13 protein-coding genes are annotated in these 16,102 nt (G+C 34.5%); 4 read left to right on the top strand and 9 right to left on the bottom strand.

All coding sequences use genetic code 11. From position 1 onward, the window contains the following. Positions 1 to 83 precede the first annotated feature (83 nt). Positions 84 to 977 (top strand): tyrosine-type recombinase/integrase, encoded by an 894-nt coding sequence (locus tag MKZ17_RS20235; RefSeq protein WP_340725604.1) that lies wholly within the window; start codon positions 84 to 86, stop codon positions 975 to 977. A gap of 96 nt (positions 978 to 1,073) precedes the next feature. On the opposite strand, the gene MKZ17_RS20230 is transcribed toward MKZ17_RS20235, so the two are convergent. The 6 genes from MKZ17_RS20230 to MKZ17_RS20205 form a co-directional block, all read right to left on the bottom strand. Next, entirely contained in the window at positions 1,074 to 4,244 is a 3,171-nt protein-coding gene (locus MKZ17_RS20230) for a type ISP restriction/modification enzyme (protein WP_340725603.1), read from the bottom strand. Positions 4,245 to 4,293: 49 nt separating this feature from the next. Further along, positions 4,294 to 5,361, bottom strand: a complete 1,068-nt coding sequence (locus tag MKZ17_RS20225) for a DNA cytosine methyltransferase (protein ID WP_340725602.1) — start codon at positions 5,359 to 5,361, stop codon at positions 4,294 to 4,296. A gap of 35 nt (positions 5,362 to 5,396) precedes the next feature. Next, positions 5,397 to 6,701 carry a DNA cytosine methyltransferase gene (locus tag MKZ17_RS20220; protein ID WP_340725601.1) on the bottom strand — a complete coding sequence of 435 codons (1,305 nt, stop codon included), beginning with the start codon at positions 6,699 to 6,701 and terminating at the stop codon, positions 5,397 to 5,399. 156 nt (positions 6,702 to 6,857) lie between these two features. Beyond that, complete coding sequence (locus tag MKZ17_RS20215; RefSeq protein WP_340725600.1) at positions 6,858 to 7,085, bottom strand: single-stranded DNA-binding protein; 228 nt, start codon at positions 7,083 to 7,085, stop codon at positions 6,858 to 6,860. A gap of 180 nt (positions 7,086 to 7,265) precedes the next feature. After that, on the bottom strand, positions 7,266 to 7,682 hold the full coding sequence (locus MKZ17_RS20210; protein ID WP_340725599.1) for a hypothetical protein: 417 nt from the start codon (positions 7,680 to 7,682) through the stop codon (positions 7,266 to 7,268). Next, positions 7,675 to 8,481, bottom strand: coding sequence for an AAA family ATPase (locus MKZ17_RS20205; protein WP_340725598.1), 807 nt, complete (start codon positions 8,479 to 8,481; stop codon positions 7,675 to 7,677). The genes MKZ17_RS20210 and MKZ17_RS20205 overlap by 8 nt, the downstream gene beginning before the upstream one ends. 174 nt (positions 8,482 to 8,655) lie before the next feature. Between MKZ17_RS20205 and MKZ17_RS20200 the strand changes: the two genes are divergently transcribed. Both MKZ17_RS20200 and MKZ17_RS20195 read left to right on the top strand, forming a co-directional pair. After that, positions 8,656 to 10,401, top strand: coding sequence for a DUF262 domain-containing protein (locus MKZ17_RS20200; protein WP_340725597.1), 1,746 nt, complete (start codon positions 8,656 to 8,658; stop codon positions 10,399 to 10,401). 729 nt (positions 10,402 to 11,130) lie between these two features. Next, a complete protein-coding gene (locus MKZ17_RS20195) occupies positions 11,131 to 12,681 on the top strand; it encodes a primase C-terminal domain-containing protein (protein ID WP_340725596.1) in 1,551 nt (516 codons plus the stop codon). 172 nt (positions 12,682 to 12,853) lie between these two features. On the opposite strand, the gene MKZ17_RS20190 is transcribed toward MKZ17_RS20195, so the two are convergent. From MKZ17_RS20190 to MKZ17_RS20180, 3 genes are read right to left on the bottom strand one after another with little or no spacing between them, the layout of a single operon-like run. Further along, positions 12,854 to 13,084, bottom strand: coding sequence for a helix-turn-helix domain-containing protein (locus MKZ17_RS20190; RefSeq protein WP_340725595.1), 231 nt, complete (start codon positions 13,082 to 13,084; stop codon positions 12,854 to 12,856). Between the two features lie 48 nt (positions 13,085 to 13,132). Further along, positions 13,133 to 13,375, bottom strand: a complete 243-nt coding sequence (locus tag MKZ17_RS20185) for a hypothetical protein (RefSeq protein WP_340725594.1) — start codon at positions 13,373 to 13,375, stop codon at positions 13,133 to 13,135. After that, on the bottom strand, positions 13,365 to 13,595 hold the full coding sequence (locus tag MKZ17_RS20180) for a hypothetical protein (RefSeq protein ID WP_340725593.1): 231 nt from the start codon (positions 13,593 to 13,595) through the stop codon (positions 13,365 to 13,367). Before MKZ17_RS20180 ends, MKZ17_RS20185 begins: the two co-directional genes overlap by 11 nt. 219 nt (positions 13,596 to 13,814) lie before the next feature. Here MKZ17_RS20180 and mobQ point away from each other — a divergent pair, with 219 nt between their 5' ends. Continuing rightward, positions 13,815 to 15,887 (top strand): MobQ family relaxase, encoded by a 2,073-nt coding sequence (mobQ, locus tag MKZ17_RS20175; RefSeq protein ID WP_340725592.1) that lies wholly within the window; start codon positions 13,815 to 13,817, stop codon positions 15,885 to 15,887. Positions 15,888 to 16,102: the final 215 nt, after the last annotated feature.

Here is a 16,102-nt window from a genome sequence, read left to right as displayed (position 1 = left end):
AATCACAAAAAGAAAACTTTTCAAAAGTAGAAATTTCTACTTTTGAAATATCCACTCAAAATTTGGATAGGAGTGCATATATAATGGAAGAAACTCTATTTTCTTTGCAGCAATATAAAATGACGAAGCAAAAGGACGAAACACTGCAGAAAATTCAACAACAGAAGCTGGCACAATATCAATCTGACTTTAAACAATTCCAAGCGTTTTGTGATGAACATTTTTTAAAGTTAGATTTTGAATCGTTAGAGTTGTATCTCCATCATTTAATTACACAGCAGCAAGTCCGACTATCCACATTTAATCGACGCTTAGCGGGTGTGAAGTACTGGCTAGTGCATGAATATGGATTTCAATTCACCTCAGAGCATGAGACGAGCATCAAATTATTGCGAGGTTTATATAATCATGAGGAATATATGCGTCTAAAACCGATGCGAGGGAAACGTGCCGAAAAGCAAAGTGATGTGTTACGTCTCATTGATCGCTATGATACGGATAAAAAGAGTGACATTCGCAAGCGTGCGATTTGCTTGGTTAATTTGATTACAGCCAATCGTCCTTCTGAAATGGTGCGGCTGAAGGTGAGCGATTTTGATTTAGAAAATCGAACGGTACAGGTGATGATGGTCAAACAAGGCGAAATGAAAGAAAAACGCCTGACGCTAGAGTGCGTGCAGGCAATTCGAAAGTATATTGTTTCGTGTGAACTGATACCAGATGATCATTTTGTTGGTGCAGCTGATAAATGGGGTAATCATACGAGCCGTCAAATTAGTGAGGTCAGCTATAACCAAGCGATTCAAAGTTGGTTAGGCTTTGCACCCTACACATTCCGAAAAACGCAAATTACTGCTATGTATCAAAATGGTGCTGATATTCCAACAATTGCGAAACAATCTGGCCATAAGTCACATCAAACGATTATGGAGCATTATATTAAATTGAAATCGGATGATGTAGATGATTATTTGTAATAAAATTTTAAAAATAATAGAATTTTAAGCCTGTTCAAATACTAAAACAGGCTTTTGGTCATATGAAAGGGTAAGTTTGTATTATCTGATTACTTTCTAGAATGAAATTAATTTTGAATTAACTATTTGTTCTACGAGAGAGTCACTACTTTCTACTATCTGTAGATAACTATATAGAGATTCCAAGAAGATGATGACATTTTCTAAATCAGTCTTAGTGAATTTTTGATGTGTGAATAAATAAGTATTAAATTTAAACCAAGTTTTTACAACGTCATATCCTTTAATGTTATAGGTTAGTATGCCTTTAGGAATGTTATTTATAGAGAATTTTACTTTGTTATTTTCATCTTGAAGCTTAATAGAACCGTTATTGGAGTCAATTTTAATATTTGATAGTAAGAAATCTATATTGCCATCAAATTTTAGTAAATCTCTAAGGTTAGCAGTGTTTCTTATATAAGACGATTGAGATTCAATCAATTGATGTCCTAAACTCACAGCAGTTAAATAGAAATCTTTATCTGAAGTTATAGGGACCTTAATAGACTCATTAGTTATTTGATAATAAAGGATATCAGAAAATGTTTCTAAAAAGTATGATGAAGAGCTAATAATATAAATATATGATATTAAATCTAACGCAATTGATTCATAATTAGGTGTTTCATCGTTATAGAATAATGAATTTAGAGTTCTAATTACTTTTTCGTCAATATTTGTTATTATACCTTCACGATAATAATAAATGGGGTATATATAAGAGTTACCTCTTTTTGCTAAATCATTATCTGTAAGGCTATCAATTACATATGTGAAAGGTACGATAGATGTACTTAAGCTAGATGGTTTTTTTGCTATTGCTAAAGCAGTTTGGTTTACATGTGATTCTAAATACAGTTTCTGTAACTCAGGTCTATATCGTGCTCCACCATTGGATGCTTCATTCATTACAGAAGGTGCGTAAAAAATAGATCGTTTTAAAAATGGTCTAAAGTTATAAGGAACAATATTTTCACGGATGAAATTATCACTAATTTCCCTAGCTGTATAAGCTCTTTTCCAACCAGTTGCATAGCTAACATTTCGTCCTTGCTTTTGGAAATATTTATTAAACATATATTCATCAGAGATTTTTTCGTTTTTAAACTCTTCCAAAATAGATAGAACTAAATCCTCATTATTTTGTACGACCAAGGCTGTACAAGCTGTTTTTACACCAGATACATTATTTTTAAAAATAGAATCTAAGGAGATGAATTTATTGGAATATAAATCTACACTATTTTTTTCAACTTGTACAGGTTTCAAAAGATAATTTTTTGTTTGAATTTCATATTCTAGATATTCAGAAAAATCGTTATTATCGTTAAACCATTTTCTTCTCTCCGTTATAGATAAACAAGATATATCTTTATAATATAATTTAGTTGTAGCTGCATTTGTAGGTACATCTACGAGAGTAATAAGTACTCGACCTTGCCTTGTGTTATTTATATTTTGGTTATTACCAGAATTTTTTCTTAAATCAGAATCATACTCTAGAACATATATAATTTTAAATTTATCAATTAAATATTTTCTTAAATAAAGGTATGATTCCTCAGTTAAAAGTGAACTAGGCACGTTTAAGGAAATCATACTTTGCCCCTCGACTGTTTTGCTCATAGACCATGCTATAAATTTAACAAAATCATTTTGTAATGATTTTTGAATATTTTGTCTAGAGCTTCTTAATTCGGATGGAATTTTAAACTTTTCAATAATATTATTTACAAATTTAAAATTTTCTCCTGTATTTAAAATACTTTCGTCAGATGAGGGGGGACTTGCGATTATCAAATTGAATTTTCTAGAAATTTCGGATTTTATAGTATTCATATACGCATCAGATAAATCGCTAGAACTTTCTTCATTACAATTCAAATCATCAATTAGTGAATTACACAAGTAAGTTTTGAATGTATCTAAATTAGAAAATTTAGAAAGACGAATCCAGCCCATGAATAGTGGAGCAGGTAAAATTTCTAAACCAATAAATGTACACTCTAATTTCTTGCCTAAAACATTTGTAAATTCAGTCAAATTATAATGTACTGCATTTGTTCCACAACAAGGGTCAATTATAGATAAGGATCTATCGAATAAATCTTTATCTAAAAACTTATTTGAAAGGTCATTTAAAAATCTTATCCAGTATTGCACTACCTCATTAGGTGTAATATAAGCACCATAAGCATCTTTTTCTTTTAAGTCATATTGTTTATAAAATTTAGTATGGAAATCAGGAATATTTTCAATAAGGTCAATATAATCAAATTTAATTTTTGTTAAAATGTTTGCCAAACTATACCAAGTTGTAGCTATAGGACTTAATTTATTATTTTTAATGTATGTCATTAATGTGTTCAAGGGCGTGTAGTTTTGTAAAAGTATTGACGAATTTATTAATTCTAATTCTAAAACAGTTATTTCTTTTTTATTAATTTTCAACTCTATATAGCGACTTAATAAAGAAAAATTTAGTAGTTGAGCACATAAACTTGAAAAATATTCATTATTTAGGCTAGAGTCAAGAGTAGCCTTAAAGTTATTGTATATATTACTTAAGTTACTATGTAGTTCTAAGTTTAAAGGGTCAGGATACTGAATATTAATTATTTTTTGAATTTCGGATTTCATTAATGCCGTTTTTCGAGAAAAAAGCGATATTACTTCATTATTTATTAAGGTACGTAGATTAGATTCGGAAAAAAATTCAGATATCTCTAAATCAAATTTTTCTAATGAGTCCAATGATAGGTTAATTTTCTTTTTTTGCAGGAAATCTAGTTTAGATGTTACTAAGCAGACACGTTCGAAATTTTCTAAATCTAGAATATCTCCATCGGCTTTGAAAAAAATAAATTCTAACCCATCTGTCAAAATTAAGGGCACATTTAGTTGAGCATATTTTTTTAGTTGTTCTTCAAATTCAGTAACTTGAATTTGAGTAGATGTCACGTACTTTGTTTCGATATAACCATAAACACCATAGTCATTGATATTATGGAATAAATAATCAGGACGGCCTTGACCAGTTGAGCTAGGTTCGTGTATGTAGTTAATTTTTTTTTCTATATTTAAGTTTTTCAATAGGTTAGTGAAAAAGTTACTAATAGCAGGTCTGTAAGTTAATTCTGGAGTTGCAGAGCCAGACTCTGTTCCTTGAGTATAAAAGTTTAAAAACGAAATAAGATAATCTTTAACAATTTTTTTATTTAACATGCTTAACCCTCCTAAAAAATCAGCACCAATATACTGGTGCTGATTTAAATTATACCATAGAAATTTTATCCATTTTTGATATAGCTAGATTTAAGGCATGACCTAAATGTTCTGCTAAAACTGGGGGAACTGCATTCCCTATTTGCTTCGCCACTTCTACTTTAGAACCTAAAAATACAAAATCATCGGGGAATGTTTGTAATCTAGCACCCTCACGTAATGTAATACTTCTGTTTTCGAAAGGGTGGGCAAATTTTCCTCGTGTAAAGCTATCAAATCTTGCAGTTATTGTCCCACTAGGTTTATCAGCTTCTAAACGGCCATATACATATCTATGTCCTGCTTTTTCAACACTTACTTTATGACATTCTAATCGTAATTCTTCTGGAATATTTTCACGTCCCCCACCTTGAGGAACATGGGAGATTCTTAAACGGTTTAATTCTGATAATCTTTCTTTTCTATGATTAGGATATAATTCATGATCTTTAAAATTATCAGGTGGCTGAGGTAAGTCCTTAATAGCGTTCCACACAGTTCTATAATTATTAGGTTCAAAAATCTTTTCTGGGAATTTAAAATAAGATTCTGTTCCTATACTTTTTTCTCCAACAATAAATATTCTTTTTCTGATTTGTGGTACTCCAAAATCAGCAGCATTTAAAATACTGATGTGGCATTTATATCCTGCCTTTTGTGCTCTTTCAATTATTTCATCTAGAAACACTTTGCCACGTTTAGTTTGAAGACCAGTAACATTTTCCATAATGAACATTTTAGGACTAAGTTCTTCTAATAAGCGGGCATATTCAAGAACTAATGTATTCCTAGAGTCATTATCATCTCCACGTCGTTGTATCGAAAAGCCTTGACATGGAGGACCTCCGGCTAAAAGGTCTAACTCTCCTTTTTTTAGACCAACTGATTTTAATACTTGGTTACTGTTTATATTTTCAACAGACTCTAAAACAGCTTTATGAGAAAAGTTATTATTATATGTTGATACTGCATGTTCGTTATTATCAAAAGCTATTTTAATATTAAAGTTTGCCTTACTTAACCCCAGTGATAAGCCTCCAGCACCACAGAATAAATCTATACAAGTGAATTGTTTCAATTAACATCGTTCCTTTCTATAAATAGATTTATAACTTAAAAAGTATTTGTGAGAGAAAAGTTAATATCCTCAGAACAATCTAATAAATATTGTTCTTCAGTAGGTTCTTCGGATAATATTTCTCCAAAAATAAAAGCTGCTAAATAAGTTGCAAATCTAGGAGGAACTGAGTTCCCAATCTGTCTATACTTCTCATCAAAATTCCCTAAAAATTTATAATTTTGGGGGAACCCCTGAATTAAAGAGACCTCTCTAACAGATAATCCTCTATCTTGTTCAGGGTGAACAAATCTTCCACTAGCAGGGTTACGCGCATAGTTTGTCATTGTAATAGCGGGTTTGTCCCATGAAAGACGGCCATAAACGTCCGAAAAGCCTTTAACTTTATCTAAGCATTGGGGTCCTGAACCTATGGGTCTGTTACCACCGTTTTTAGGTACACTTTTAATAGTTTCAATAGTTGATTTTTGATGTTTAGCCGTTACATGAAACGGATCTGTGGGAGAAGGGATACCTGGTTCAATAGGAGGTAGGTGCCCAATTGCATCTCGAACCGTTTGATATTGATTAGGTTTTAAAAATCCTTCGGGCATTAAAAACTTTCTTTTAGATGCAAGTACAATTGAACGATGACGCGCTTGTGGTATTCCGAAATCTGCCATATTATAAACTCTAGCTCGAACATTATAACCACTTTCTAGGAAAGTTGTTTCAAATTCTTCAAAATTAGACCAGTATTTTTTAGATAGTAATTCGGGAACATTCTCCATGACAATAAAATCGGGATTTAATTTTTTAGCTATATTAGCAAATTTCCCTACTAATGTGTTTCTAGTATCATTTGTAACTTTTAATTTTTTACTATGTGCAGAAAAACCCTGACATGGGGCACAACCAATTATTAACAATGGTTTTGAAGGGTTAATATTTAAAATTTTATATAAATCTCTAGAGTTTAAATCAACAAGAGTATTAATATCTAACTCGAGTGGAGTAAGACCTAGATTTTCTTTAAATGTACTATTTGCTTTGATGTCGTTATCAATAGCACATACTTCTTCAAAAGAGTTAATTATCGTTGAAAAGGCTTTGAATCCAGATGAAATACCACCACAACCTGAAAAGAAATCAACGACTTGAATTGAACCTTTAATAGGTTGTGATAAATCTAGAGTGTGGAATTTTTTTGTTGAAGATAACCAGACACCTAAAGAGCGTGAATGAACTCTTATGTTATCTGGAGGATACCCTAAATTAATTGAATTATTTTTAATGTAAGTATCTAAGTTGTATTTTTCATATAAGTCAATAAGAGCTGTTTTATATAATGTATTTTGCATTTCTAACTCCTTTATTTAGGAACGTATGTTTCTTTATTTTATATTTTTTTTAAAATTTTTGCCACTAAGTTGTTTTTAGTTATACAAAAAGCAATATTTTTTTATTTGTAGCTGTTAATTATTCTTCTGAAATTGATTTTCTTATTTAAATAGTTGTCAAATTTTTATATATAATTGTTGGTTTGCACTATTTTTTTCAACAATTTTAATATTATTTTTTAATTGACCATGTCTTACTTCATTTAGAAATAGAGATCCTAATGTACGGCGCTCACCTATACCTAGGCGATTCCATTCATATCCCTTAAATAAGTCCTTTATTAAAAATTCTTCGTCTTTTTTTAGATATGAAATTTCTTGAATTGCTTTTTTTAAACAGTCCAAATTTTATTCCCCCATCTCTTAAACATATGCATAAGCTTATGATACAACTTTCTGTAATAATAGTAAATAGGTATATACAAAACTATTCTATTGTAATTAAGATAACTATTATAAATATAAAATCTTAAAATAGATACTTCACAAAAGTAGAAATTTCTACTTTTGTGAAGTATTCTTTCTTTACTTTTCCTCGTGAAACGCTTCAACCATAAATTCAAACTGGCGCTGTTGACGATCCGTTAATTCGTTCTTCACATAGCTATCAATCAACTTTTGCAAAATGACATACGTTTTCCCTTCATCCATAAAAGAACCAAGTAAATTGATTTCACTATGAATGACAGTCGGTACTTTTAAGCTCTTGGTGCTGTTTGTTTTCCCAACACCTAGCTTTTTACGTGGCTGAGCCGGCTCGATCTTTGTGACCTCTTTTTCAACAACCACAGGGGTAGGTACTTCAACAGGTGCTATCGGCTCGTCCTGTTTTTCAGGTGCAGCATAACCGAAGTCCATATCATTTTTTTTAACGGGAACAGCCGGCTGCATGATTGTCGGTTTTTTCTTCTTTTTAATTAAACCGCCTTTTTCATTACTCATACTTACCAGCCTCCTCAAACTGATTTAGCTTCTCTTCTAACTCGTCAATGACATCAAGGAAGACTTGGTGTGCTTTGCGATCGTGCATATCGTTGTCTGTGATACCTGTTACGTCCCAAGCTTTTAAGCGTTCTAAGTGTTTGATGACATTTTCCATCACGTTATCTTCCCCGAACATTTCTTTCGCACGTTCAATTGTCGACATGTCCACACGACCACCTGGACGAAGTAACACAGGTAATACACCAGCGACTTGGATATCCGCATCGTAGTTGTCGGCCATAAACTGTAGGTATTTTACATACGTTTCAGCGCCTTCAAGCGATAATTCTTGAGCTTGTAGGATAATTAAAACGTAATCCGCAGCCATCATCGCATTATCCGAGAAGTCACTAATTGTTGGTGGTACGTCAATGAAGATGTAGTCGTACTCGTCACGAATCGGATCGAGCAGTTTCTTTAAATACGAAACTTGATCGATTTCTTCTTTTACATTGGCATATAAGAATTTTGGGAAGTTTTTGAACGACACTTGTGCGGGAATCATATGCAGGTTATCCGTCACTTCGACGATGCACTCTTTTAACGAGCCGTTTTGGAACCCTTCAAAAATACTTGTGTTAATTTCTGTTACACCTGTTGAACGTGCAATTAAAGTGCTCGCGTTGCCTTGGGGATCCATATCTACTAAAAGAACCTTTTTACCACGTGCCATTGCCAGCTCCCAGCTCGCCATCACTGACACCTTTGTCTTACCTACGCCACCTTTAAAGTTCCCAACCACGATTGTTATCGCCATTTTATCATCTCCTCATAGATATATATTTTCGAACTTATCTTTTAATAACTAAAGTATAACTTATAAAAAGATACTTTGCAAAAATCTTCTTTGCAAATTTCCACTTTTATAACTGTATTTAATAGGAAATTTTGTTGGTTACTGATATAATCAATTTCGAAGGGAGCGATTACTTTGAGTTTTCAAACGCCAATAACAATTAAAGAAGTAACAGATAGTATACGTCGGAGAGAATTTGTGTTACCTGCCATCCAGAGGGAGTTTGTTTGGGATACCAATCAAATCGAACATTTATTTGATTCAATTATGCAAGGATATCCTGTTGGATCATTTTTATTTTGGAAAGTATTAAAAGAAAATAATACGAAATTTCAATTTTATGATTTCATTAGAGATTTTCATGAAAAGACAAACAAACATAATCGCGTTTCTGAAATTAATAAAGATAATGATTTAACTGCTATATTAGATGGTCAACAAAGACTAACTTCTTTATACATTGGGTTACATGGTAGCTATTCATATAAAATGCCAAGAAAGCGCAGAGATAATCCAACAGCTTATCCAAAACGTTATTTATATTTAGATTTATTAGCGGAATCAGATGAATTTGATGTGAAGTATGATTTCTTGTTCATTACAGAGGAAGAAGCAAAAGAAGACAACGAAGATGGTGTAGCACATTGGTTTAAAGTCGGCGATATTTTGAAATATGAAGAGCCTGTGGAAGTAAATGATTACATTTTTGAAAACGGATTAAATGTACTTGAAAAAGAACAGGCTAGATTCGTTAGTAGTACTTTGTTCAAATTGCACAAGGTCATTCATCAGACACCTATAGTAAATTATTATTTAGAAAAAGATCAGGAGTTAGATAAGGTACTTAATATCTTTATTCGAGTAAATAGTGGTGGTACTACTTTAAGTTACTCAGATTTATTATTATCTATAGCAACGGCACAATGGAAGAAGAAAGATGCGCGCAAAGAAATTACAGAATTTGTTGAAGAAATTAATGCCATTGGACATGGGTTTTATTTCAATAAAGACTTTATTTTAAAAACAAGTCTAGTTTTATGCGATTTTACTGACATTGCGTTTAAAGTGGATAATTTTAATGCGTCTACTATGCAAACGATAGAAGATAAGTGGGAAGAAATTAAGGAAGCTATTAGACAGGGCGTACATTTGGCTGCTAGTTTCGGTTATTCAGAAAGTACGTTGACATCTAATAATGCTCTTATTCCGATTATTTATTATTTGAAGACGATTGGGCTTCCTGAAAATTATTATATTTTACAAAAGTATGAAGACGACCGAAGTAAATTAAAAAAATGGTTAAGTATAGCGTTATTAAAAAGAGTGTTTGGTGGAGCACCGGATAATGTTATTAAATCATTACGCAAAGTGATACAAGAGAATCCATCGAATTTCCCATTAGATGAAATTATTAGTGCACATAAGGGCCAAGTGAAAAACTTTACTTTAGATGAAGATGAAATTGATAATTTATTAAGTTCCAAGTATGGAAATGGTCGCACATTTACAATTCTTTCGATGTTGTATCCGACGCTAGATTATCGGAATATCTTCCATTTAGATCACATTCATCCGAGAAGCTACTTTACAAGACCTAAATTAAAAAGAGCCGGTGTTTCGGAAGATAAAATCGATAAATATTTAGAGAGTGTTGATTTAATTAGTAATATTCAATTGTTAGAAGGTATACCTAATATCGAAAAGTCGGACAGACCATTTAAAGAATGGATAAATAATAAGTACCCTAATGATGTAGATTTGAATTTCTATTTTGAAAAACATTATATACCTCAAGTTTCGCAAGAGTTAGATGCGTTTCTTGAATTTCTAGAGCAAAGAGAGCAGCTTTTACGAGAAGCGTTACTAAAAATTGTGCTGTAACAAAAATGTAATATAAAGCCCCTTTCCTCACAAAAGTGGAAAAGTAGAAATTTCCGCCTTTGCGAGAAACGTATCTACTTAACAAAAGTAGAAATTTCTACTTTTGAAATAAAGTTCTTATTTGTCCCCTTTCACGAAAATCCTTGCTATATAAGGCGTGAGAGGGGATTTTTATGTCCATTTTAAAACGCGAAAAATCATTTCTACTTCGCAAAGGTGGAAAAGTGGAAATTTGCAATTTCTACCCAAAGTCAACTTTCTCGCAAAAGTGGAAAAGTAGAAAAGTGCGAGAAAACATAAGGATATCAACGCTTTTTATGAGTTTACAACCCTCGTATTTTATGGTTTATTAAATAGTAATAAAGATTTTAGGCAAAATAAAAAGCCATTCCTCAATTGTCTTTGGCAGGACAAGGAATGACTCCAACAAAAATAACAACTAAATAAGTGAGCGTCCGAGCGGTTAGCTGGTAACTAACTTATCGTCGTTTCAACAACTAAACAAGAGAGCGTCCATGGCTAGATGTGACTATCTTATTTGTTGTTATAATTAGCAAATGGTGTGCTGGTAACACGCCATTAGTAAAACAAGATTACGCTAATTATAGCAACTGTAGACGACATTTTCAATATTTCTGATTGAAAATTGGCTTCATGCACCCTTTTTTAAGTGTGCTTGTGAACGAGATAGCTGTGGACGCTCACCTAGAAGAAAGGAGAGCTATGTCCATGGTTATTTTTGCGTTACAAAAGCAGGAGATGGGACAGCTGTTTGATACGCTGCTACACACAGGAATCCACACATATAAAAAGAAACATTCGAAAGCGAGCTTGCCGGCACGTGTTGAGGCTGAGAAGAAAGAAAAATCGACACGTCAAGGGTCTGTCTTTGTGGTGCGTCAAAAAGCAGACTTTACAGCAAATGGCGTAAAGGGGTACATCGTGACGTCGAAGGAAACGTTATTAGAGGATGCGCCTTCGTTAACACACTTTACACCGAACGTGTACCGTACGTTTGGTTATACGGATGATTCACGCCGTTTTATCCACGGCTTTGAGGAGCGTAATCTTCAGCAAATTAATACGTTCGTTGTCGATATTGATACGAAAAAATATAGTGTGAACGAGCTGCTACTTGTCTGCATGGACGCTTCAATTGGTTTACCGACGTTTATTGTTGCATCGGATCGTGGTTATCAGCTGTATTTTGTACTGGAATCGCCACTGTTTATTTCAAATAAAGAAAACTTCCGTGGGTTAAAAGTGGCCAAGCGTATTAGTGATAATTTAAAGCGTAGTTTACAGTCGGTAGAAGCCGATTTATTTTGCAATGACTTTGGCTTTTTCCGTTTACCAACAGAAAAAAATGTCGTGTATAAAGATTTCGATAATCAATATTCTATTGCGGCACTGATACAGTGGTCGATGCGTCAAGATGATGATCAACAGCGTCCTTTATTTGTGCTACCTACAAAGAAACAGAAGCAGTCTGTCGTGCATACAGAGTGGTTTGATGCATTAGTTCATACAGTGAATATTAAAGGTAATAAAGGCATGCTAGGGCGTAATAATACGCTGTTTACACTAGCGCTTATTTGCTACGCAGAAGGTTGGGACCAGTCGCGTACGGAGAACTTTTTAGATGAATTTAATGCGCGCTTACAAGATCCTTTAAATGGTCAGGACTTATATGCCATTTTACAGTCAGCGTATTCAGGAAAATATAATGGTCCAAGTAAAGAATATGTAGAGGCGATACTTGCCCTGCACGTAAAAAATGGGACTGAATATACGGTGTCATTTGGCAGTCGTGCCTGGTACAAGTTTAAAAAGGAGCGAGAGGATCGTACACGTAGCCATTATGATGAATGGGAAGAAGATATTATAGGGTACATTACGGCTGAAAAAGCGTCTTCAGAGCCGTTTATTTGGCGTACACAAAAAGAGCTTTGTGAGGCAATCGGTATGGCGCAAAGTACATTAAATGAGGTGCTAAAGCGTTCTACACAGCTCGTTAAAACGGTAACAGGGAAAGGTAGAGGTGCCAAAACAGGTTGGACAACAGTGAAGCTGTTTATTCAGTATGCAATGGAGCTTATGAATACGGCAAGAGAGAAAAAAGCGACATATCGCAAGCAGCTGATTCAAGTTATAAAGGAATGGACAGAGGAGTTAGAAATCATTGCCGGCTATGCGCCGTTAATGAGCTATTTAGCATCTCTATTCTTTAAAGAAAGCCCATCCGTCACCGATGAACATCGTATTCGTGGCTCTAGTTAAATTAATACTCCAGTCTGCCTTACATATTTCTAATTACGCGTGCTTTTTGGTGTAGGAGAGAGGCTATAGTAGTTGTTGTTTCTTAGGTATATTTTTTATGTTTGTAGGAGAGTAGAGCCCAGAGCGGGAGGCGTTCCGCAGGCCAGCTTGCTGGGCGAGGACCTTTTATGTTTTAAAGGTCTTTAAATGTAGGATGATTAAAGAATTCTGTAACAGATATGTTTAAGGCTTTAATAATTTTGTGGATCGTGTCAATACGAGGATTTGTGTTTTGTGTATGAAGTACGGAATCTACGGTTGATTGTGTTAAACCCGATCGTCTTGCTAGTTCGGAAACGGTTAAGTTTTGTTGTTGCATGAGGTCTTTGATATGTTCTCTAATTGCATTTGATAATAGTTGCATAGATAAGCTCCTTTAGTAACCTAACAAAAGTAGAAATTTCTACCTTTGTTAGGTAGATTTATTAAATCGTTGTGGTCGTTTCTCTTTTATAAAGTTTGCAAAAAGTTGGAGTAATTCTTCTGTCTCTTCAATGGATAAATGGTGTGTATCAAAGTATTTGTTTAGTAAAGCGCCTTTTTGAATGAGTGTATGTGTACGTTCATTATGGGTTTGTTGCTTTGTGAGCTTTGTGATTTCAAGTTCTAAGCGATTTTTCTCAGCAATTAGTTTGTGTAATGAATTATTTGTCATGGCTTTGTTCAGGAGCTGTTTTTAGTGTGTTGTAATCTTGGTAAAGTGTAACGAGTGTATCAATTAAGTCATCAAGTTGTGTTTTCGAAAGATCTTCATGTTGAATATTTAATTTTGTTAAGAGCTGGCGTCCGATATGTGCATTCATTTTCTCTTTTTCTTGGCGAATTTGTTCTTTCATTTCTTCCAGCTTATCAAGTTTTTTACGAATATCATTCATGGGTAGAACTCCTCTCATTTCAGAATGTTACTTTAACGATATTAGAGCATAAAAGAGAAAATAATTCAAATAATAAGAGACTTATGATAAAATCTAAGTAACTAAGGGCGCACTTATACACCATTTGTTCGCTACGCTCTCATTTGGTGTATGTGCGAAAACACGGTCACGCTTCACGTGAAAAATTCGCTAGCGCTCATGTGAAAAGAGGGATGTTTGATGGCAATTTATCATTTTAGTATGCAGGTCATTTCTAGAGGTAAAGGACAATCAGCAATCGCCAGTGCAGCTTATCGAAGTGGAGAACGATTATATAGTGAACGGTATGATAAAGTGAGTTCTTATCATCATCGTGATGTATTACCAGAAACGATGCTTTTAAAGCCTGTACATGCGCCTGAATGGTGCTTAGATCGGGAAAGTTTATGGAATGAAGTAGAGAAGATTGAGAAGGCGAAAAACGCACAACTTGCACGTGAATTTACAGTTGCTTTACCGGTAGAGTTATCACAGCAGCAACAAAGAGAATTACTGCGTCATTTTGTACAAGAGGTATTTGTAGATGAGGGCATGGTGGCAGATGTGGCGATTCATCGTGATGATGTAAAAAATCCACATGCTCATGTGATGTTAACGATGCGTCCATTTTTAGAAGATGGTTCTTGGGGAGCGAAGTCTCGAAAGGAATACATTGTTGATGAAAAGGGAGAGGCTTTATTTACGGAAAGTGGGGCGAAAAAGTCTCGAAAAATTGACGTAAATGATTGGAATCGAAAAGAGAAATTACAGCAGTGGCGCTTGTCTTGGGCAGTTTATGCAAATCAGCATTTATTGCTTGCTGGCGTTGAGCTAGAAATTTCAGAGAAGTCACATGCTGATTTAGGGTTAGAGCAGGAGCCGACGATTCATGAAGGCTATGTTGCAAGGAAGATGGAGCAAGAAGGGCGTTCTTCTGATCGAGTGGCAATTAATCGTGAAGTGAAGGAGCGCAATGAGAAGAAATTAGCGCTTCAGGATGTTGAAGAAAGATTAGAGCAGTTTGAAAAACATGAACTCATTTTAAAGGCATTATCGCCAGCTGAAAAACAGGAGCTTGGCCAGTTATCGAAAGTATTGAAAATGTATGTGCAGCCGGAAACATTAGCAGATAAAAGAAGAATGCTTTATTTGTGGGATGTGAAGCTTCAAGTACAGCTTGATTTAGGCGATTTTAATGAGCAAAGTTATAAAGGCTTTGAAGCGCAGGAAAAGGCTTTGAAACGGGCTGAGGAGCTGTTTGAAAAGGAAGCCGACCGTTTGCTTATTAAATACTATTCTAAGCTTGATACGAGCACGTGGACGCCATTTGAAAAGCGTGAAGTGTTAAATGGTACAGCTCGCATTGGAAAAACATTAAATGAGGCAGAAGTAAATGAGGTTTTAATGGATGCTCGGGCTGAAGAAGTTATTCGTCAGATTCAGTCAATTGTAAAGCAGCCGATTGCTACGGTTGTAGGAGCTGAGGAACGATTACAAAAAGTGCAGCAACAAACAGCAACTTTTATGCAACAGCATGGTGTGTCTCTGCAAAATAAAGCGACAATTGCACGTTTATCAGAGGCAGAGCGAGCACAATTTGAAAAGCAGTTAAAAGAGATGAAAAGGTTGCAGCTCGCACTCAAGATTTTTGGCGCTTATTACGACGAACGGATTCATTTACGGATGCCAAGTTTAGATGTAGCAGATAAGTCACTTATAGAGCGTGAATGGCTTGTAACAGCAATGGATTATTATGGTGAGGCATTTACGAAGGAGCAGCTTGATGATTTTCCACAGACGCCACCGAAAAAGTACGAAAAAGAACAGCTACAATTGGTGGATCGTTATTTAACACTTAAGCAAGCATATGATATTGCGATTTTAAAAGGTGAACAGGCGTCGCCTCAGGAATTATTAGCATTGCAGAAGGAGTTAGAGCAACGGCTTGTGAAAGACCTCAATCATTCTCGTTACCGAGCGTTTGTATTAAGTGATTGCATTGGGGAAGGTATTTTATCGGAAGAACAGGCAAATCGTCATTTAGCCGTTACGGTTGTGCAGACGAGGGAAGGTGTTGTTCGTTACAATGACACGTTTGGTGGCAAGCAGTTAAAAGTGTACGGCGCACCATTTTTATTTGAGCAGTTCTTTAAAGGAAAAGCGATTGATCGGATTTTGGATGAGCTTGAATATGAGGAGTTTGAGAAGTTGCAGGCACAGCGTCAGCGAATGAGACAGCAATCGGAATCAAATCAAAAGAGAAAACGATCTTAGTCCTGCCGACAAAACGCGAAAAATATACGCTAAGAATATACAGGATTTTATGCAAGATTGTAAGAAGTGCAATCATCACGAAAATACGCTTAAACGATTGTCAGGAAAGGCTTTTTAAAAACGTGCATAAAATTACGCATAAACAATGTTCCATAAGAAAGGGCAGAAACGTTTATTTAACAACATTCCTGCCTTTTTACTATGCCCCCAAACTT

The organism is Solibacillus sp. FSL R7-0682, assembly GCF_038005985.1.
Lineage (GTDB): Bacteria > Bacillota > Bacilli > Bacillales_A > Planococcaceae > Solibacillus.
The sequence above is the reverse complement of the archived record's forward strand: the minus strand, read 5'-3'. Positions and strand labels throughout refer to the sequence as shown.